The organism is Microbacterium capsulatum (genome assembly GCF_030865425.1).
Classification (GTDB): Bacteria; Actinomycetota; Actinomycetes; order Actinomycetales; family Microbacteriaceae; genus Microbacterium; species Microbacterium capsulatum.
In genome coordinates, this window is sequence record NZ_JAVFCB010000007.1 from 197,004 (window position 1) to 215,425 (window position 18,422).

The 18,422-nt window shown below is 71.6% G+C and carries 19 protein-coding genes; 16 read left to right on the forward strand and 3 right to left on the reverse strand.

What is annotated here, in order from left to right:
* The first annotated feature begins 25 nt into the window (after positions 1-25).
* The 3 genes from RBR11_RS13310 to RBR11_RS13320 are packed head-to-tail and all read left to right on the forward strand — an operon-like array spanning position 26 to position 2,633.
* Positions 26-919, forward strand: a complete 894-nt coding sequence (locus RBR11_RS13310; protein WP_308489834.1) for a metal ABC transporter solute-binding protein, Zn/Mn family — start codon at positions 26-28, stop codon at positions 917-919.
* The gene (locus RBR11_RS13315; RefSeq protein WP_308489835.1) at positions 916-1,755 is read left to right on the forward strand and encodes a metal ABC transporter ATP-binding protein; all 840 of its coding nucleotides are present in this window, start codon (positions 916-918) and stop codon (positions 1,753-1,755) included. Before RBR11_RS13310 ends, RBR11_RS13315 begins: the two co-directional genes overlap by 4 nt.
* A complete protein-coding gene (locus RBR11_RS13320) occupies positions 1,752-2,633 on the forward strand; it encodes a metal ABC transporter permease (protein ID WP_373889798.1) in 882 nt (293 codons plus the stop codon). The genes RBR11_RS13315 and RBR11_RS13320 overlap by 4 nt, the downstream gene beginning before the upstream one ends.
* A 4-nt stretch (positions 2,634-2,637) precedes the next feature.
* Here the strand turns inward: RBR11_RS13320 and RBR11_RS13325 are convergent, their stop codons facing one another.
* Positions 2,638-3,324, reverse strand: coding sequence for a DUF899 family protein (locus RBR11_RS13325; protein WP_308489836.1), 687 nt, complete (start codon positions 3,322-3,324; stop codon positions 2,638-2,640).
* A 106-nt stretch (positions 3,325-3,430) separates the two neighbouring features.
* Between RBR11_RS13325 and RBR11_RS13330 the strand changes: the two genes are divergently transcribed.
* The 12 genes from RBR11_RS13330 to RBR11_RS13385 all read left to right on the forward strand — a co-directional run bounded on the left by RBR11_RS13330 (position 3,431) and on the right by RBR11_RS13385 (position 14,376).
* The gene (locus RBR11_RS13330; protein ID WP_308489837.1) at positions 3,431-4,012 is read left to right on the forward strand and encodes a TetR/AcrR family transcriptional regulator; all 582 of its coding nucleotides are present in this window, start codon (positions 3,431-3,433) and stop codon (positions 4,010-4,012) included.
* Between the two features lie 227 nt (positions 4,013-4,239).
* Positions 4,240-5,550 carry a coiled-coil domain-containing protein gene (locus RBR11_RS13335; RefSeq protein WP_308489838.1) on the forward strand — a complete coding sequence of 437 codons (1,311 nt, stop codon included), beginning with the start codon at positions 4,240-4,242 and terminating at the stop codon, positions 5,548-5,550.
* A gap of 174 nt (positions 5,551-5,724) precedes the next feature.
* Positions 5,725-6,126: a Fur family transcriptional regulator gene (locus tag RBR11_RS13340; RefSeq protein WP_308489839.1), complete on the forward strand. Its 402-nt coding sequence runs from the start codon at positions 5,725-5,727 to the stop codon at positions 6,124-6,126.
* Between the two features lie 70 nt (positions 6,127-6,196).
* Positions 6,197-7,204, forward strand: a complete 1,008-nt coding sequence (locus RBR11_RS13345) for a permease (protein ID WP_373889801.1) — start codon at positions 6,197-6,199, stop codon at positions 7,202-7,204.
* On the forward strand, positions 7,197-8,033 hold the full coding sequence (locus tag RBR11_RS13350) for a TIGR03943 family putative permease subunit (RefSeq protein ID WP_308489840.1): 837 nt from the start codon (positions 7,197-7,199) through the stop codon (positions 8,031-8,033). The genes RBR11_RS13345 and RBR11_RS13350 overlap by 8 nt, the downstream gene beginning before the upstream one ends.
* Positions 8,023-9,735: a TolB-like translocation protein gene (locus RBR11_RS13355; RefSeq protein ID WP_308489841.1), complete on the forward strand. Its 1,713-nt coding sequence runs from the start codon at positions 8,023-8,025 to the stop codon at positions 9,733-9,735. Before RBR11_RS13350 ends, RBR11_RS13355 begins: the two co-directional genes overlap by 11 nt.
* On the forward strand, positions 9,711-10,553 hold the full coding sequence (locus tag RBR11_RS13360) for a DNA-3-methyladenine glycosylase (RefSeq protein WP_308489843.1): 843 nt from the start codon (positions 9,711-9,713) through the stop codon (positions 10,551-10,553). The genes RBR11_RS13355 and RBR11_RS13360 overlap by 25 nt, the downstream gene beginning before the upstream one ends.
* Positions 10,554-10,740: 187 nt before the next feature.
* Positions 10,741-10,977 carry a 50S ribosomal protein L28 gene (gene rpmB / locus RBR11_RS13365; protein ID WP_179409668.1) on the forward strand — a complete coding sequence of 79 codons (237 nt, stop codon included), beginning with the start codon at positions 10,741-10,743 and terminating at the stop codon, positions 10,975-10,977.
* Complete coding sequence (gene rpmG / locus RBR11_RS13370) at positions 10,977-11,147, forward strand: 50S ribosomal protein L33 (RefSeq protein ID WP_045250846.1); 171 nt, start codon at positions 10,977-10,979, stop codon at positions 11,145-11,147. The genes rpmB and rpmG overlap by 1 nt, the downstream gene beginning before the upstream one ends.
* Before the next feature lie 3 nt (positions 11,148-11,150).
* On the forward strand, positions 11,151-11,456 hold the full coding sequence (rpsN, locus tag RBR11_RS13375) for a 30S ribosomal protein S14 (RefSeq protein WP_308489844.1): 306 nt from the start codon (positions 11,151-11,153) through the stop codon (positions 11,454-11,456).
* A gap of 250 nt (positions 11,457-11,706) precedes the next feature.
* Complete coding sequence (locus RBR11_RS13380) at positions 11,707-11,994, forward strand: HU family DNA-binding protein (RefSeq protein WP_045250850.1); 288 nt, start codon at positions 11,707-11,709, stop codon at positions 11,992-11,994.
* Between the two features lie 297 nt (positions 11,995-12,291).
* Positions 12,292-14,376, forward strand: a complete 2,085-nt coding sequence (locus RBR11_RS13385) for a bifunctional copper resistance protein CopD/cytochrome c oxidase assembly protein (protein ID WP_308489903.1) — start codon at positions 12,292-12,294, stop codon at positions 14,374-14,376.
* Positions 14,377-14,498: 122 nt separating this feature from the next.
* Here RBR11_RS13385 and RBR11_RS13390 read toward each other — a convergent pair whose 3' ends face one another.
* Positions 14,499-15,575: a hypothetical protein gene (locus tag RBR11_RS13390; protein WP_308489845.1), complete on the reverse strand. Its 1,077-nt coding sequence runs from the start codon at positions 15,573-15,575 to the stop codon at positions 14,499-14,501.
* Between the two features lie 111 nt (positions 15,576-15,686).
* On the opposite strand from RBR11_RS13390, the gene RBR11_RS13395 reads away from it, so the two are divergent.
* Entirely contained in the window at positions 15,687-17,072 is a 1,386-nt protein-coding gene (locus RBR11_RS13395) for an ATP-dependent DNA helicase (RefSeq protein ID WP_373889799.1), read from the forward strand.
* A gap of 136 nt (positions 17,073-17,208) precedes the next feature.
* Here the strand turns inward: RBR11_RS13395 and RBR11_RS13400 are convergent, their stop codons facing one another.
* Entirely contained in the window at positions 17,209-18,384 is a 1,176-nt protein-coding gene (locus RBR11_RS13400) for a TetR/AcrR family transcriptional regulator (RefSeq protein WP_308489846.1), read from the reverse strand.
* Positions 18,385-18,422 lie beyond the last annotated feature (38 nt).

Here is an 18,422-nt window from a genome sequence, read left to right on the forward strand (position 1 = left end):
TATCAATTAACGTACAGTCGGACGCATGAAGAAGTCCCTCGCCGCCCTCGCCCTCGCCGCCGCCTCGCTCCTCGCCCTGGCGGGATGCTCGGCGACGGGAGCGGCCGCGGGCGGCGCGGACGGGAAGGTCTCCGTCGTCGCGACGACCGACGTCTACGGCAGCATCGCGAGCGAGATCGGCGGCGACCGGGTCAGCGTGACGAGCATCATCGACTCGATGTCGAAGGATCCGCACGAGTACGAGGCCACTGCGCGCGATCGGCTCAGCGTCCGCGGCGCAGCGCTGGTGATCGAGAACGGCGGCGGGTACGACCCGTTCATGAAGGATCTGCTGGACGGGTCGAAGGCCAAGGTCGTCACGGCCGCCGATGCGCACCCGGGGCACGACGCGGACGGCTTCAACGAGCACGTCTGGTTCGACCCGACGACGATGATCAGCGTCGTCGGCACGATCGAGCAGAAGCTCACCGAGCTCGACCCGAAGGGCAAGGCCCAGTACGCGAAGGGCGCCGAGCAGCTCACGGCCGACCTCGCCGCAGCCAACGCCCGCCTCGCCGCGATCAAGATGAAGGCGGGCGGATCCGGTGTGTTCATCACCGAGCCCGTCCCCGGGTACCTCGCCGATGCGGCGGGCCTCGTCGACAAGGCGCCGCAGGGCTTCGCCGGCGCTGTCGAGGGCGGCCGGGACGTGCCGCCGGCCACGCTGCTCGCCGCCGTGAACGTGATCCAGAGCGGGCAGGTGAAAGCCGTGCTCGCGAACTCGCAGGCGGGCGGATCCGAGACCCAGCGCGTCGAGCAGGAGGCGAAGGCGGCAGGCGTCCCCGTGGTGACGTTCTCCGAGATCCTTCCGAAGGGCACCACGTACCCTGAGTGGATGCGCGCCGCGATCGACTCCCTCGCCCGCGCCGTCGGAGCATGACGGCGCCCGCCTCCGCGCCGCAGGCCGGCGCCCCCGTGCTGGAGATCCGCGGTGCCGCGCTGCACCGCCCGCAGGGGCGTGGCGAGCGAGAGCTGTGGTCGGGGCTCGACCTCGACGTGCGCCCCGGCGAGTTCATCGCGGTGCTCGGCCCGTCCGGATCCGGCAAGACCACGCTGCTGCGAAGCATCCTCGGCCTGCAGGAGCTGAGCGCGGGATCCATCCGCGTCGACGGCGCCCCCGCCACCCGCGGCAACCCGCGCATCGGGTACATCCCGCAGCAGCGGCCCTACCCGGCCGACACCGCCATGCGCGCCCGCGACGTCGTCGCACTCGGGCTGGAGGGGCGCAGGTTCGGGCTCCCGCTGCCCCACCGCGGCGACCGGGCCCGCGTGGACGAGGTGCTCCGCGAGGTCGGCGCCGCGCCGTTCTCCGAGCGCCGCGTCGGCGCGCTGTCCGGCGGCGAGCAGCAGCGGCTGCGCGTCGGGCAGGCCCTGATGGACCGGCCCGCGCTGCTGCTCTGCGACGAGCCGCTGTCGAACCTCGATCTCGCGAACCAGCAGGGCGTCACCGAGATCATCGACCGGCAGCGGCGCGACCACGGCGCCGCCGTGCTGTTCGTGACCCACGACATCAACCCGATCCTGGGCCGCGTCGACCGGATCCTGTACATCGCCGGCGGGCGCTTCATGCTCGGCACGCCAGACGAGGTGCTGCAGACCCGGGTGCTCACCGACCTCTACGGGGCTCCGGTGTTCGTGCTGCGCGCGGGCGATCGGCTCATCGTCGTGGGCATGCCCGACGTCGAGGCTCACCACGACCACGAGGGGGCCGCATGAGCGGCGCGATGCTCGGCGCGGCCCTGCCGGCCGTGAACTGGGGCGACATCTTCTCGTTCCAGGACTACGGCCAGCTCGTCGTGCTGCTGGCGAACTCGATCGTGGCGGGCGCCGTGCTCGGCATCGTCGGCGGACTGGTCGGCGTCTTCGTGATGCAGCGCGATCTCGCGTTCGCGGTGCACGGCGTGAGCGAGCTGTCGTTCGCGGGGGCCGCGGCGGCCCTGCTGTTCGGCGGCAGCGTCGTCGCGGGGTCCATCGGCGGGGCGCTGGTGGCCGCGATCCTGATCGGGCTGCTCGGCGCGCGCGCCAGGGAGCGGAACTCGATCGTGGGCGTGCTGATGCCGTTCGGACTGGGACTCGGGATCCTGTTCCTGTCGCTCTACGACGGGCGCAGCGCCAACCGGTTCAGCCTGCTGACCGGCCAGATCGTGTCGGTGTCGTCGCCGGATCTCGGGTGGCTGATCGGGATCAGCGCGTTCGTGCTCGTCGCGCTCGTGCTGGTGTGGAACCCGCTGCGCTTCGACTCGCTGGATCCGGTCTCGGCCGAGGCGCGCGGGATCCCGACGCGGACGATCTCGCTCGTGTTCATGGTGCTGCTCGGTCTCATCGTCGCCGTCGCGGTGCACATCATCGGCGCGCTGCTGGTGATGGCGCTGCTGGTGACGCCGGCCGCCGCGGCGATGCGGGTCGCCGCGAGCCCGTTCACCGTGCCGCTACTCGCCGCCCTGTTCGGCTTCCTGTCCGCGGTCGGCGGGATCCTGCTCGCGCTCGCCGGAACCCTGCCGGTCAGCCCCTACATCACGACGATCTCGTTCGGGATCTACGGCGTCTGCTGGCTCGTGCAGCGCTCGCGGGAGCGGGTCCGCCGCACGGCCTGAGGGATCACGCCTCCGGATCCCCGTATGTCGCCGCGATCTCCTGCGAGCCCAGCCAGCGGGAGTACGTCGGCTGCTGCGGCCAGCCGTCCGGCACGTCCTGCCACTCCTCCTGGCGGCCGTAGGGCAGCACGTTCGAGACCGCGAACGTGAAGCTGAACGCCTCGGCGCCCCGGCCGTTCGTGTGCCAGGTGCGGTAGACGTCGTCCCCGTCGCGCAGGAACACGTTGAACCCGAAGCCCTCGTCGGGGCCCGAGTCCATGTCGGCGCCGAAGGGCGACTCCGCCGAGGAGTACCAGGTGAGCACGTTGCCGACGCGCTTCTTGTAGGCGAGGACCTCGTCCATCGGGCCGTTCGTGATGACCGCGAACGTCGCGTCGAACTGGCCGACGAAGTCGGGGCGCACCCACTGCGCGGTGAGTCCCGTGCAGCCCGAGCACTGCCACCGGTTCCCGTTCGACCACATGTGGTGGTAGGTCACGAGCTGGCTGCGGCCCTGGAACACGTCGGCCAGGCGGACCCGGCTGCCGTCCTCGTCGATGAGGGTGTAGTCGGGCAGCTTCACGGCGGGCAGGCGGCGGCGGGCGGCGGCGATCGCGTCGAGCTCGCGCGTCGCGGCCTTCTCCCGGATGCGCAGCTTCGCGAGCTCCTCGCGCCAGGTCTGCTCGTCGACGACAGGGGGCAGAGCGGTCATGTCAGTCCTCCGGTGTTCGCGATTCCGTGGTCGGCGCACTGATGTTCACGGCGTCCACATCTGCTATGTTCACACCGTACACATCGGGTTCAGGAGAGGGCAAGGGGTGGCCTATCACCACGGCGATCTCGCGGCGGCCCTCGTCGAGGCCGGGCTCGACCTGAGCCGCGCCGGCGGGCCCGAGGCCGTGACGGTCCGCGAGGTCACGCGCCGCGCCGGGGTCTCCCCGAACGCCGCGTACCGGCACTTCCCGAGCCGCGCCGCGCTGCTCGAGGCCGTCGCCGCGGCGATCCAGCTCCGCCTCGCGAGCGCGATGACGGACGAGCCCTCACCGGATCCCCGCGACCGGCTGCACCGGATCGGTGTCGCCTATGTCGACTTCGCACTCGCCGAACCGGGCTGGTTCGCGGTGGTGTTCTTCGGATCCCGCCCCACGGATCCGTCCTCGGTCGCCGAGGCGCCCGCCTTCCCCGCGCTCGTCGCCGCTCTCGACGCGCTCGTCGCCGAGGGTGCCCTGGATCCCGCTTGCCGGGACGACGCCGCCTGGGCGTGCTGGGCTACCGTGCACGGGTTCGCCGAGCTCTGCCTGCACGGCCCGCTCGCCGCCGTTCCGGCCCTCGAACAGCGCCGCCGCGGCGAGGTCGCGATCCGCGCGGTGGTCGCCGGGATCGCGGCCGGCGACCGCTGACCGGGGCGTCCGACGGGGCGCCCGGATGAATCCGCGGTGAACCGGGGTGGGGAACGGCCGGATCCCCCTCCCGCGTTTAGGATCCGCGGGTTAGGATCTTCTGGACCATCGCGTCGGATCGCGGCCCGCACCCAGGAGCCGGACGACGCGGACCCCCCTCGCGCAGTGCTCGCTCCGGCGTGCCAGGACGACGCGTCGACGGGATGGTGATCAGAGAGGCGCCGAACGTGGCCGAGTCAAACCCCCACCAGACCGCGGACAACAAGGCCGCCGACGACAAGGCACCGCAGGGGGACTTCTTCGACCAGCTCCTGGAGAGCCCGGCGAGCCAGCAGTCGTTCACGATCGGCTTCCGCGGCTACGACAAGACCGAGGTCGACGCGCACCTGACGGCCCTCAAGGAGGAGCTGCGCCGCGCCACCGACTCGACCTCCAAGACCGACGAGCAGCGTCGCGCCGAGATCGCGAAGCTCGAGGCGAAGCACCGCCGCGAGCTCGAGAAGGCGAAGGCCGACCACAGCGCCCGCACCGAGCAGCTCGAGTCCGACCTCGCCACCGCGCAGGCCAAGGTCGCCGAGTCGGCGGCGCAGATCCAGTCCCTGAGCACCGCGCTCGCCGGATCCCAGGACGACATCGACGAGGCCGCCTCGCGCTCGCAGTTCGAGACCGTGCTGCGCGTCGCCGAGGAGCAGGCGAGCGTCCTCATCCAGAACGCCGCCGTGCAGGCCGAGCGCCTGCTCGAGGCCGCCCGCGAGGAGGCGGCCACCAAGCGCGCCGAGCTCGAGGCGGACGTCGCGCGGATCACCGCGCAGGCCGAGCGCGACGCCGACCAGGTGCGGCTGAAGATGGACACCGAGTTCGCCGCGCACACCGCCCAGGTCGAGCGCGAGGCCGCGCACGCCCAGGAGAAGGTGAACCACGCCGAGCAGGAGGCGCACTCGATCCGCACCGAGGCCGAGAAGGGCGCGGCAGCCCTGCGCGCGATGGTCACCCGCGAGGCCACCGACCTGCGGGTGTCGGCCGAGCGCGACGTGCGCGAGATGAACGCGCGCGTGCTGGAGATGGAGGAGTCCATCACCCGCCGCCAGGACGACGCGCAGCAGGAGTTCCTCGTGCTGCACAACCAGGCCGTCGCGCACGCCGAGCGGATCACCGCCGACGCGAACGAGCAGGTCGCCGGATCCCTCGCGCACGCCGAGCGGATCTCCGCGAAGGCCGACGACTACGAGCGGCTGATGCGCTCGCAGGCAGGCGCGATCGAGGCCGAGGCGCAGGTCCGCGCCAGGGAGACCCTCGACCGCGCCCGCACCAAGGCCCAGAAGATCGTCGACATGGTCACCTCGCACACGGCGAACGTGGTCCGCGACGCCGACGACCGCGCCCGTCAGCTGCGCTGGCAGCAGCAGCAGCTCACCAGCTTCATGGCCGAGGTGCGCGAGCTGATCCGCCCCGACGGCGCTCTCGGCAGCGAGGGATCCGGATCCGCTGCCGCGTTCCTCGAGGAGGCCGAGGAGTCCGAGGCTCCCGAGGCCGAGTAAGCACTCTTTTCGGGGTCGTTGAGCGAGCACCGACGAAGTCGGAGCGAGACGAAACGCGGTGATGCGCGGGAGGCCGCGTTTCGTCTCGCTCCTCGCTGCGCTCGGGGCTCGCTCAACGACCCCGTCTGAACCGCTCCCAGCCTTGCGACAGCGCGCCGATCTAGACTCGGGGGCATGGCTCAGCGGAACACGTGGCAGCGCGAGCGCGTGCGCGAGGAGCTCGCCGACGCGCGAGGCTTCGTGAGTGCGCAGACCCTGCACGCGAGCCTGCGCGACGCGAACACCGGCATCGGTCTGGCGACCGTGTACCGCGCCCTTGCCGGGCTCGCCGCCTCGGGCGAGGCCGATTCGCTGCAGAGCCCCGAGGGCGAGGCGCTCTACCGCGCCTGCACCTCGGAGGGCCACCACCACCACCTCATCTGCCGGTCCTGCGGGCTGACCGTCGAGATCGAGGCGACCGACGTCGAGCAGTGGGCCCGGCGCACCGCCGGCCTGCACGGCTTCCGCGACGCCGAGCATGTGGTCGACATCTTCGGTCTCTGCGCCACGTGCGCCAACGCCGCAGCGGAAGCGTGACCCCGGCGTGACTGTCCAGGCCCCCAGCCACCGCGCGCCGTCGCGGGACGGATCGACCCTCCCGCACGCCCTGCGCCCGCAGCCGCCGCGGCTGTCGGGGCGCCGTGCCGTCATCGCCGCACTCGTCGGCGCCGCCGTCGTCGGCGTGCTGGTCGCGATCCAGTTCCTCGCCCCGCACCTGTTCCAGGCGTCGCTGCCGAACCGCCTGCAGGACGGCCTGACGCTCTCCCTCAGCGTGCTGTTCGAGTCGCTGCCGTTCGTGATCCTCGGCGTGCTGCTGTCGATCGTCGTGCAGGTGTGGCTGCCGGACGGCCTGATCGAGCGGATCCTGCCGCGCCGCGGCTGGGCGCGCCGGGCGGTGCTGTCGCTGCTGGGCATGCTGATCCCGGTCTGCGAGTGCGGCAACGTGCCGTTCGCGCGCGGCCTGATGATGCGGGGGCTCGGGCCGGCCGAGGCGCTCACCTTCCTCATCGCCGCGCCGATCGTGAACCCGATCGTGATCCTCACCACCCAGGCCGCGTTCGGCTGGGACGGCGGGATCCTGATCGCGCGGATCGTCGGCGGCTACCTCGTCGCGAACCTGATCGGCTGGGTGTACAGCCGCCACCCCGCGCCGGAGAAGATGCTCACCGAGCGGTTCCGCCTCACCTGCGACGTCGTCGTGCACGAGGCCGGCTCCCCGACGCGGCGCAGCCTCGCTCAGTTCCTCGTCGAGCTGCGCGCGGTCATGCCGGCCCTGATCGTCGGATCCGCCCTCGCCGGCGCCGTGCAGGTGATCGTGCCGCGCGACGTGCTGCTCGCGATCGGATCCAACCCGCTGCTCTCGGTCGTCGCGATGATCGCGCTGGCGATCTCCGTCGCGATCTGCTCGAACGTCGACGCCTTCTTCGCGCTGTCCTTCGCCTCGACGTTCTCGCCGGGCGCGATCGTCGCCTTCCTGCTGGTCGGCCCGCTCGTGGACGTCAAGATGATGGCCCTGCTGCGCACCACGTTCACCGTGCGCACGCTCGCCGGGATCGTCGGCATCGTGATCCTGTTCGGCTTCGCCCTGGGGATCGGGGTGAACGTCCTTGTCTGATCACGCGTCCGATCACACGCCGTCCCGGGCCGGGTCGCTCGGCGCGCGCTGGCTCGGCGCCGGGCTCGCCTCTCTGCTCGCGATCACCACGCTCGTGCTCGCGTTCACCGGCAGGCTCACGCTCTACGTCAGCCCCGAGACGGTGTGGTTCGCCGTCGCCGCCGCCGTCGTCACGCTGATCGGCGCGGTCTGGTCGTGCGCGCTCCCGCTCGGCGCGGAGCAGGACCACGGTCACGACCACGGTGCGGCCGACGACCACGGCACGGCCGACGACCACGACGAGCACGGGCACGCCCCGCGCCGCCCGGTCCGCCGGATCGCCGGCATCGCCCTGGCCGCGACCGGGGGCGTGATCGCCACGGGCGTCGCCGGCGGGGCGCTGCTGCTGCCGCCCGCCGCACTGTCCGTCGACATGGCCATGCAGCGGGCGCCCGTGGGCAACGTGCTGTTCGCGGGCGCCGACAACGTCGCCCTGGGCGCGAACACCGACACGAGCACCTTCGGGGTGGGCGCGTGGGCGAGCGCCTTCTCCACGGGCACCCGGCCGGAGAAGTACGATGGCACGACGGTGACGCTCACCGGCTTCCTCACCCCGGACGGGTCCGCGACGGATGACGCCCACCTGACCCGCATGGTCATCACGCACTGCGTGATGGATGCGCAGCCCGCCTCCGTGCCGGTGCGGATCAGCGCCTGGAAGGGCCAGTACTCGGTCGGCCAGTGGGTGCAGGTGAAGGGCACCGTGCGCACGGCGTCCGACGGGAAGCTCTCGATCGTCCCCGCCAGCGTGTCGAAGATCCCGCAGCCGGAGGACCCCTATGAGCACTGACGACGCGGATCGCCCGCTCACCCGGGCCGAACTGCGCGCGCGTCGCGAGGCCGAAGAGGCCGCGGCCGCGGAGTCGGCCGCTCCGGTCGAGCCTGCTCCGGTTCTCGTGACGGCCCCGGTCGCCGAGCCCGTCGAGGCGCCCGGCCCCCGCGGCACGTCCGGGGCACAGGCCGTGCCGCCCGTCCCGACGCCTCCCGCTCCGGTCTTCGAGCAGATCCCGGTCGCTGAGCCCGTCCCGGTCGCTGAGCCCGTCCCGGTCGCTGAGCCCGAACAGGCGATCCCCGGCTACGAGGAACCCGTCTGGCAGCCGCACCCGAGCCCCGAGCCGAGCGGGAAGCGCCGCCGGTTCCCGCTCGTCATCGGCGCCGTGGTCGGCGTGCTCGTGCTCGTCGTCGCCGGCTTCGGCGTGGTCAGCCTGCTGCAGGGCCCGCGCGTGACCGGGGTGAAGATCGACGCGCAGGCCGCGATCGACGCATCCGGCACCCGCATGATCATCACGGCGAGCGAACCGCTCGCGAAGGTGACGGCGCAGCAGGTGACGGTCACCCCGCGCGCCCCGTTCACGGTCGACACCTCCGGCCGCTCGCTGGGGATCCGGTTCACGGTCCCGCTCGACGACGCCACGAACTACACGGTCACGGTCAAGGACGCCACCGGCACCGACCACCAGCGCACCGGCACGCTGCAGGCGACGTTCCAGACGCCGAAGTCCTCGATCTTCCTGCTGCAGCGCAACTCCAGCGGCGACGACACGATCTTCCGCACCGACCTCGGCGGCAAGAACGCGGTGCCGGTCTTCCAGCACGCGAAGATCGACGACTTCCGCTCCACGGCCGACCACCTCGTCATCGCCACGGAGAAGGACGGCACCTCGGAGCTGCTCGTGATGGACCTGGCCGGCAAGAACCAGCACGAGCTGCCGCTGCCCGGACCGGGGTTCGCCTCGAGCCTGCAGGTCTCGGAGCGCGGCAACCTCGTCGGCTACACGTTCACCGACAAGGGCATCAGCGCCACGAGCGGCCGGGCCAGCGTGCTGGTCACCCAGTCGCTCACCGGCGACGCGACCCCGCAGATCGTGAAGCTCGCCGGCAAGCTGCCGAGCGTCGCGGAGTGGGGCTTCGTGCCCGACACCGCGGCCGTGCTGTTCATCGACTTCACCGGCGCTCTCTACGTCGAGGACCGCTCGAGCGCGACCGGATCCCCGAGCGCGCTCGGATTCGCGCAGACCATCGAGGGCATCTCACGCGGCACCTACACCGCCATCGTCAGCCGGGCGAACAACCTCGTCGAGCTGAACCTCGCCGACGGATCCGAGAAGGCGCTCGCCGCGTCGAGCCCCGACTTCGGGGTGCCGAGCACGATCGCGCCGTTCCCGGGCGGCACGCTGCGCCAGGTCACCGTGCGCGATGCGAGCGGCCTGCCGACCGGCCAGATCATCACCCGCGTCGACGATAAGGGCAAGGCTGCGAAGCTGTTCACGGTCACCGGGTCGGACGCCGTCATGCAGGCGTGCCCGTCCCCGAGCGGGCAGTACAGCGCGGTCGTCGTCGCGCCGAACCTGGTGCAGAACCCGTACGACAAGTCGCTGCTGCCGCTGCCGAGCACGATGCAGACCCACATCTTCGACACGAGGACGGGCAAGGAGCTGGTCGTGCTGTCCGGCTTCGACCCGTCCTGGTGCGCCGCCGCGCCGCGCCGCTGATGGGTGCCGATCCGCGATCCGCCGCCCAGGAGGGATCGGACGCGGGCCTCGCGCCGTCCGCTCCTGAATCGTCCGCCCCGGAGGCGGTGGGCCTGCGCCGCGCGACCCGCGCCGACCTGCACGCCCTGCCCGTCGAGGTGGCCCCGCGGCTGCTGGGCGCGCGCCTGCGCACGATCGTCGACGGCGCCGAGGTGCGGATCCGGATCACCGAGGTCGAGGCGTATCACGGAGCGGGGACGGGCGACGTGGCGGACCCCGGATCCCACGCCCGGATGGGCCGGACAGCGCGCAACGCGACGATGTGGGGCGAGGCCGGGCATCTGTACGTCTACCTGAGCCACGGGATCCACTCCTGCGTGAACGTGGTCGCCGGGCCCGAGGGGGCGGCGGGCGGGATCCTGCTGCGTGCCGGCGAGGTCGAGGTCGGCGCCGAGGTCGCGGCGGCGCGTGCCGAACTCCGTCGATCCGGGGGGTCCTCGGGCCGACCGGCGGCGGCGGCCGGCCCTTCGACTGAGTTCAGGACGTCGGCGGTCCGGCAGCGCGACCTCGCGCGGGGGCCGGGCCGGTTCGGCCGGGCCTCGGGGCTGCGGCATCCCCGGCACGACGGCATCGACGCGATCGCCGGCACCGAGCAGGCGGGCGCGCGCGCCGAGCTCTGGCTCGCCGAGCCGCTGGCCGAGGTCGCATCCGGGCCGCGCGTAGGAGTCGCGGGCACGGCCGGGACGGCCGCATTCCCGTGGCGGTTCTGGATCCCCGGGGACCCGACGGTGTCCCCGTTCCGCTGGGGCCGGGGTGCGGCGGAGGCCGCAGGGCTCTGAGCCCGACACGCCCGGGAACCGATCCGTGCTAGGATGACTCTTTGTCTGCGCACACTCCTGTGCGCAGTTCGTATGCCTCCCCCTCTTGTGCGGTCCCTGAGCTTGTCGAAGGGCGGCCGGGGGAGAGGCGTGCAGACAAGGGATCTTGGGTGAGGCCGTCCGGCCTCACGGTAGAGAAGGAGTCATCATGGCAGCAGTGTGCCAGGTGACCGGAGCAGTTCCCGGTTTCGGTCACAACATCTCGCACTCGCACCGCCGGACGAAGCGCCGCTTCGACCCGAACGTGCAGAAGAAGACCTACTACGTGCCGTCGCTCGGTCGTAAGGTCACCCTGAACGTGTCCGCCAAGGGCATCAAGGTGATCGACGCTCGCGGCATCGAGAAGGTCGTCGCGGACCTCCAGGCGAAGGGTGTGAAGCTCTAATGGCCAAGAAGGCTCAGGACATCCGTCCGATCATCAAGCTGCGTTCGACGGCGGGCACGGGGTACACCTACGTGACCAAGAAGAACCGTCGCAACACCCCCGACCGCCTCGTGCTGAAGAAGTACGACCCGGTGGTTCGCAAGCACGTCGAATTCCGAGAGGAGCGTTGATCCATGGCTAAGAAGAGCAAGATCGCGCGCAACCAGCAGCGTCAGGCCGTCGTCGACCGCTACGCGGAGCGTCGCGCCGAGCTGAAGAAGACCCTCATCGACGCCAACGCGACCGACGAGGCCCGCGAGGCCGCCCGCGTCGGCCTGCAGAAGCTCCCGCGCAACGCGTCGCCGGTGCGCCTGCGCTCGCGCGACGTCATCGACGGCCGCCCCCGCGGTGTCCTCACGAAGTTCGGCATCTCGCGTGTCCGCTTCCGTGACATGGCGCACCGTGGCGAGCTGCCCGGCGTGACCAAGTCGAGCTGGTAAGCAGCAGCAGTATTCAGGGGCGGGGATCTTCGGATCCCCGCCCCTTCTGCGTTCCCGGAGCCTCCTCGCGGTGTGACTGGTGTGACGGATGAGGCGCGACACGCCGCTGTAAAACGTCAAAACCCGCGAAATGACGCGGATTTCCGCGGTTGTGTTGGTACATTCAAGGCGGTCGCACGACCAAACGGGGAGCATCCGCTCCGCGGAACTCTGACACGAAGCGGCGGGATGCCCGCCGCTGGAGGAAGACATGGCTGACAAGTCCATCACCAAGACCGAGCTCGTCGCGAGCATCGCCAGCGCCACCGGCCAGAGCCAGGCTGCTGTCTCCGGCGTTCTCGACGCCCTGTTCGCCACGGTCTCGGACGCTGTTGCCAAGGGCAGCAAGGTCTCGATCCCGGGCTGGATCTCCTTCGAGCAGGTCGCGACCGCCGCTCGCACCGGCCGCAACCCGCAGACCGGCGCCGAGATCAAGATCCCGGCCGGCAAGCGCGTCAAGGTCACCGCGGGCTCCAAGCTCAAGGCTGCCGTCAAGTAATCCGGCTCCGCCTCGGAAGGCCGCCCCTCCTGCGAGGGGCGGCCTTCCTGCGTTCTCGGCATTCGCAGACCTGTGCGCGGTCGGGGCGGGACTCCGGTTTGGGGCGGATTCCGGCGTTTGGGGCGCAGTAGGACGGGCGGATCGGGCGAGGGGCGCCCCAAGACGCCTCCATGCGCCCCGAACGGACCGGATCCCGGGCCCGTTCCCGGCAATCGCAGACCTGTGCGCGCCTAGGCTAGGAAGGTGAATCGCCCCTCGACCCGCCCCGCAACGGGCGCGGGATCCGCCCTGCCCGCCGTGGCCCCCGGATCCGCGTCCCTGCGCCTCACGGGACCCGCGATCCTCGTGATCACGGCGATCCTCGGGGCGGTCGCGGGACTCGCCTTCGGCGGCGGCGCGGCGCCGAACGTGCTCACCGACCCCGGCCCGGTCGTGCGCTGGGGCCTGCCTCTCGCGAACGCCGTCAGCAATCTCGGCGCGGCGGCGATGCTCGGATCCCTCGTGCTCGCCCTGTTCGCCCTGCGCAGCGGCGCACGCTCCTTCGAGGTTGCCCTCGACACCGCCTCGATCGGCGCCGCCGTGTACACCGCGGCCGCCGCGGTCAGCGGCTTCCTCAACTTCCTGCTCGTCTTCCCGGTCAAGCTCAGCGCGGGCCCGGAGTTCGGTGCGCAGCTGGGCCGGTTCCTGCTCGAGCTGCCGCTCGGCCAGGCCTGGCTCGAGACCGTGATCGCGGGCGCCGTGATCACGATCGCGGCGTTCGCGTTCCGCGGCTGGATCGCGACCCTGCTCACCGCGTGCCTCGCCGCCGCCTCGTTCATGCCGCTCGCCACACAGGGCCACGCGGGCGACCTCAGCGGGCACGACGCCGCGGTGAACTCGCTGCTGCTGCACACGATCGGCGCCGCGGTGTGGCTGGGCGGTGTGGTGCTGCTCATCGTGCTGCGCGGATCCCGCACGGAGCTGACCGGTGACGCCCCCCGCAGCACGGCGGGCAAGCCCACGGCGGGCAAGGCCAAGGCCGGCAAGGCCAAAGCCGGCAAGAAGGCGAAGAAGAGCGCGGCGTTCGGCGAGGTCGTCCGCCGGTACTCGTCGATCGCCCTCGCCGCCTACGTCGTCGTCGCCGTCTCCGGCGTCGCCCGCTCGATCGTCGCGGTCGGCGACTGGGCCGGCATGCTGACCCCGTACGGCGGGATCATCGTCGCCAAGGCGATCGTGCTGATCCTGCTCGGCGCGCTCGGCGCCCGGTACCGGACGCGCCTGATCCCCGCCATCGAGACGGGCGGATCCGGCCGGTTCTGGACGCTGATCCTCGTCGAGCTGGGGCTCATGGGCATCGCGTCCGGGCTCGCCGTCGCGCTCTCCCGCACGCCCCCGCCCACCGGTACCGAGGCCGCCGTCTCGCGCACCCCGGCGGAGATCCTCACCGGATCCCCGCTGCCGCCCGAGCTGACCCCGCTCCGCTGGCTGACGATGTGGAACCTCGATCTGATCTGGGCGGTCGCCGCCGGCTTCGGGGTCGTGCTCTACCTGGCCGCGGTCTGGCGGCTGCGCCGGCGCGGCGACGCGTGGCCGATCCAGCGCACGGTCTTCTGGGTGCTCGGCATGCTGCTGCTGGTGTGGGTGACCGGCGGCGCGATCAACGCGTACCAGGAGTACCTGTTCAGCGTGCACATGCTGGGGCACATGATGCTGTCGATGGCGATCCCGGTGCTGCTCGTCTCCGGCGCCCCGGTCACGCTCGCCCTGCGCGCGATCGACAAGCGCGACGACGGCACCCGCGGCGGCCGGGAGTGGATCCTGTGGGCCGTGCACTCGCCGTTCTCGCGCGTCGTCACGAACCCGTTCGTTGCCGCCGCGATCTTCGTGCTGTCGCTGTGGGCGTTCTACTTCACCGACCTCGTGCGCTGGGCGATGACCGACCACCTCGGGCACGAGTGGATGACGGCGCACTTCCTCATCTCCGGCTACCTGTTCGTGCTGAGCCTGATCGGTGCGGATCCGGTGCCGTTCCGGCTGCCGTACGCCGGGCGGCTGATCACGCTCATTGCGGTGATGGCCACGCACGCGTTCTTCGGCATGGCGATCATGATGCAGTCCGGCCTGATGGTGGCCGAGTGGTTCGGATCCATGGGCCGCACGTGGGGGGCGACCCCGCTGCAGGACCAGTACGTCGGCGGGGGCGTGGCCTGGTCGGTGGGGGAGATCCCGACCCTGATCCTCGCGATCACGGTCGCGATCCAGTGGAGCCGCAACGACGCGAAGATCGAGAACCGGCAGGACCGGCAGGCCGACCGCACCGGCGACGCCGAGCTCGAGGAGTACAACGCGCGCCTCGCCGCGCTCGCCGAGAAGGACCGCCGCGCGGCCGCCCGCGGGCGCTGATCCCCCTCGCTCCCGCGCATTGCCCGCGAGACCGAGGCGGCGTCGCGAAACCGAGGTTTTGACCCGGGGTCTCGCGACGCAGATTCGGTCTCGCGGTCAGGAGGAACGGGGACGGGGGCGGGTCAGGATCCCGCGGTCGGCTGATCGGGGGAGGTGATGCTGATCGAGGCGGATCCGTCCGGGAGGAACTGGATCGTGCCGTCGACGTGGAACGGCACGTCCTCATCCAGCCGGCGGATCGTGCCGTCGAACAGCGACTGCACCCGCACCTGGATGTGCGCGGTGGCGGGGGTCGGCGGGATGCGCCAGCCCGCGCCGGACGGCTCGAGGGCGATCACCGGCATCGTCGCCATGCGCCAGGAGGGGTCCCCGATCACCCGGTTCTGCACGGTCATCCCGAACGGGCAGCCGGTCGGCTGCAGCACCTTCTGCGTCGCGCACTGCGTGAGGAACTCGTCCACCCGATCCTGCACGACCTTGATGAACGCCGCCGTGGGGTGGGTCTGCACGTCGAGGGGCACGTCCGCGAGCGGCTTGTCGGCGAGCACGCCGACGCCCGACGCGGTCGCGGTCGCCGTCTTCACCGACACCGTGTACAGGCCCGGGGAGAACACGAGCATCGGCACGGGATCGAGCGGTGAGGACTCGGCGCCCTTCGCCGCGACCTGCCGACGGTCGAGGGAGAACCCGTTCACGGAGAACTGGTCGGAACCGCGGATCGTGATCGACACGACCGACAGCGGGCTCTGCGCGAAGGCCCAGGACGGCGCGACGCCGATCCATCCGCCCTGCCGCACCTTGAACGTCGAGGTGCCGGGGTGGCCGCCCGCCCGGTAGTGGACGGTGACGTCCGTCGCGTCGCCGTCGGGACGCTCCCCGGCCACGGAGATCTCGGTGAGCGGGGCCAGCGCCGCCCGGCGCAGCAGCGCGTCGGATGCGGAGCGGAACGTGCTCAGCTCGAGCTCGGAGTGCTCGATCGCGACCCCGGGCAGGCGCAGCGCGTCGGCCGCACGGCCCTCCGACAGCAGCGTCAGGTAGTGCGTCACGAACGCGGACGGGCTGTAGAACTCGCGATACACGCTCGCCCCGCCGGCGGTCAGGGCGGCGAGCAGCACGACGCCGACGACGGCGAGAAGCGTCAGATCGGACCGCAGCGGGGCGCGGCGAGGAGTGGATCGTGCCCCCCGCGACTGGTCCATGGACGCCAGTCTACGAAGCGGAGCCTACGCGCGGCCCGAACGGGTTCCGGCCTGTGGATGATGTGCACAGCCCGGCCGTGCAGGGCGCGGCTCTTGTAGAATCCGAGGACCGTGACCATGCCGACCCTCTCCGCCGAACAGGAAGAACTGTTCCGGCTGATCGAGGACACCCGTGAGCACGTGTTCATCACCGGGCGCGCCGGAACCGGCAAGTCCACGCTGCTGCAGCACTTCGCCTGGCACACCGAGAAGCAGATCGCGGTGTGCGCGCCGACGGGCGTGGCGGCGCTGAACGTCGAGGGGCAGACGATCCATTCGCTGTTCCGGCTGCCGATCGGGCTCATCGCGGACGGCGAGATCGACCAGTCCGACGCGACCCGCAAGATCCTGAACGCGATCGACACCCTCGTGATCGACGAGGTGTCGATGGTGAACGCGGATCTGATGGATGCGATCGACCGCTCTCTCCGGCAGGCGCGCGGCCGGCGGGCGGAGGCGTTCGGCGGCGTGCAGGTGGTGATGTTCGGGGATCCGTACCAGCTCGCACCGGTGCCGCCGCGCGGCGACGAGCTGCGCTACATCCAGGACCACTACCGCTCGTTCTGGTTCTTCGATGCGAAGGTGTGGACGGGCGGGCAGGCGACCGACGGCCTGCTCGACATCGGCACGCACGGGGCCACCCTGCACGTGCGCGAGCTCGTGCACATCCACCGGCAGTCCGACGCCGGGTTCAAGGCGATGCTGAACGCCGTCCGGTACGGGCGGGTGACGGCCGAGATCGCCGGGGCGCTGAACGAGGCGGGCGCCCGCACCCCGCCGGATCCCGGCCCCGGGGAGATCCCGATCATCACCCTCGCCACCCGCAACGACATCGTGAACGGCATCAACCGCCGCCACCTCGCCGCGCTCGAGGGGCGCGAGCAGACCGCGAAGGCCGAGATCACCGGCGACTTCGGCAAGGGCGAGGCGAACTACCCCGCGGATCAGGAGCTCAAGCTCAAGGTCGGCGCGCAGGTGATGTTCCTGCGCAACGACATCTCGGCGATGCCGGATCCGCCGCGCTGGGTGAACGGCACGATCGGCACGGTGACGCGGATCCTCGGCGACGTCGTGCGCGTGGAGATCGACGGCGAGGAGGTCGACGTCGAGCCGGCCGTGTGGGAGCGCTACCGCTACATCTACAACCCCGGCACGAAGACGCTCTCCCGGGAGGTGGTGGCCGAGTTCACCCAGTTCCCGCTGCGACTGGCGTGGGCGGTCACGATCCACAAGTCGCAGGGCAAGACGTACGACCGGGCGGTGGTGGATCTCGGGTCCGGCGCGTTCGCGCCCGGGCAGACCTACGTCGCGCTGTCCCGGCTGACCTCGCTCGACGGGCTGTATCTGTCGCGTCCGCTGCGCCCGGGCGACATCCGCGTCGACGAGGACGTGCGCCGGTTCATGCGCGCCGCCTGGGAGGCCCGGCAGGGCGACTCCACGCCGCAGGTCGGGGGCTGAACCCGCCCGACGCCGGCGCGCGGGAACAGGCGATCGCGTCGGATCAGGCCGACGGGATCCGGATCCGCCTGATCCCGCGCGAACGCCTGCTCCGGCTGGGGTTCCGTGCACCGGTCCGTGTATCAGGCGCCGAACGCTAAGCGGTGGGACGGTCGGTCGAGCGCGAGGAGGCCGCTGCGCTGAGGATCCGCGCCTTGACGGCATCCAGCACCGCGTCGGGATCGATGACGTCGGGCTCGTAGAGCCACGCGATCATGCAGCCCAGGCCGACCGCGACCTGCCAGTCCGCGCCGGCCTCGGCGTCGGCGGCGGCGACGCCCTGCGACTCGAGCAGCGCCGCGAGCTCCCCGCGAGTCCACTGCAGCTGCTCCGCGGACCGGTCGTGCAGCGGATGCGCCGGCACCGTCGCCTCGCAGAGCAGCACGATCTCGGCGGCGGTCACCCACCGGGGGAGGCGGTCGAGGTGCAGCACCCACGGGTCCTCGACGACCCGACCGTAGAGGGCTGTCACGACCAGCTCGAGCAGCGCCTGCTTCGTGGGCGCGACGTGGATCAGCGCCGCGCGGGTCATGCCCGCTTCGTCGGCGACCGCCTGCATCGACGTCTCGTAATAGCCGTGCGCGGCGTAGAGCTGCGCGGCCGCCGCGACGATCCGCGCCCGGGTGTCGTCACCGGCGAGGGAGGGCGGCAGGACCGGGTCGGAATGCGCAGCGGTCGTTCGCGTGCGGGCGGACTCCGCCACGAGATGCGGCACGCGTCGCTCGAACGCCTCGAGCTGCGCCGGGATGTCGATCCGGTTGGGGAAGTACAGCGCGAGGATCTGCAACCCGTCCCAGCCCGCCGAGACCTCCGTCATGGCCAGGTCGGCCTCGACGGCCGAGAGTCCGCGCAGCTCGAAGAAGGCACGGCCCCGGCGCTGCGCCTCCCGGCGACGTTCCAGCATCATCGGATGGCCCGGGTGGATCGGGCTGGTCGCCTCCCCGAGCAACGCCGTGAACAGCTCGATCCAGCCGGGGACGGACTCGCTGCCGCGGGCGACCGCGGCCGCGCTCGGGACGGCCCCTTCGGACCATTCGCCCTGACCCCAGATGCGCTCCGACTGCGCGTCGAGCCGGGCGATCAGGGCGGTGAGGATCTCGCCGCGGGTCGCGAAGTAGCGCAGCACCGCCGGGTGCGAGATCCCGGCCTCGGCGGCGATGTCGCGCAAGGACGTCGCGCGGTAGCCGTTGCGGACGAACAGCACGTGGGCGGCGTCGAGGATCGACTCGATCCGATCCCGTCCCGTCCGATACGTCCCGCGCCTGCTCGCCATGTCCACCAGTATCTCGAAATCGCTTGGTCCGGTGAAGT

What these genes read in the sequence shown, in the direction of transcription:
- rpmG (WP_045250846.1), top strand. Translation starts at nt 10,977, where the DNA reads ATGGCCAAGAAGGCTCAGGACATCCGTCCGATCATCAAGCTGCGTTCG.
- RBR11_RS13340 (WP_308489839.1), top strand. Translation starts at nt 5,725, where the DNA reads ATGGCTCAGCGGAACACGTGGCAGCGCGAGCGCGTGCGCGAGGAGCTC.
- rpsN (WP_308489844.1), top strand. Translation starts at nt 11,151, where the DNA reads ATGGCTAAGAAGAGCAAGATCGCGCGCAACCAGCAGCGTCAGGCCGTC.
- RBR11_RS13310 (WP_308489834.1), top strand. Translation starts at nt 26, where the DNA reads ATGAAGAAGTCCCTCGCCGCCCTCGCCCTCGCCGCCGCCTCGCTCCTC.
- RBR11_RS13325 (WP_308489836.1), bottom strand. Translation starts at nt 3,324, where the DNA reads ATGACCGCTCTGCCCCCTGTCGTCGACGAGCAGACCTGGCGCGAGGAG.
- rpmB (WP_179409668.1), top strand. Translation starts at nt 10,741, where the DNA reads ATGGCAGCAGTGTGCCAGGTGACCGGAGCAGTTCCCGGTTTCGGTCAC.
- RBR11_RS13380 (WP_045250850.1), top strand. Translation starts at nt 11,707, where the DNA reads ATGGCTGACAAGTCCATCACCAAGACCGAGCTCGTCGCGAGCATCGCC.
- RBR11_RS13315 (WP_308489835.1), top strand. Translation starts at nt 916, where the DNA reads ATGACGGCGCCCGCCTCCGCGCCGCAGGCCGGCGCCCCCGTGCTGGAG.
- RBR11_RS13355 (WP_308489841.1), top strand. Translation starts at nt 8,023, where the DNA reads ATGAGCACTGACGACGCGGATCGCCCGCTCACCCGGGCCGAACTGCGC.
- RBR11_RS13320 (WP_373889798.1), top strand. Translation starts at nt 1,752, where the DNA reads ATGAGCGGCGCGATGCTCGGCGCGGCCCTGCCGGCCGTGAACTGGGGC.
- RBR11_RS13390 (WP_308489845.1), bottom strand. Translation starts at nt 15,575, where the DNA reads ATGGACCAGTCGCGGGGGGCACGATCCACTCCTCGCCGCGCCCCGCTG.
- RBR11_RS13400 (WP_308489846.1), bottom strand. Translation starts at nt 18,384, where the DNA reads ATGGCGAGCAGGCGCGGGACGTATCGGACGGGACGGGATCGGATCGAG.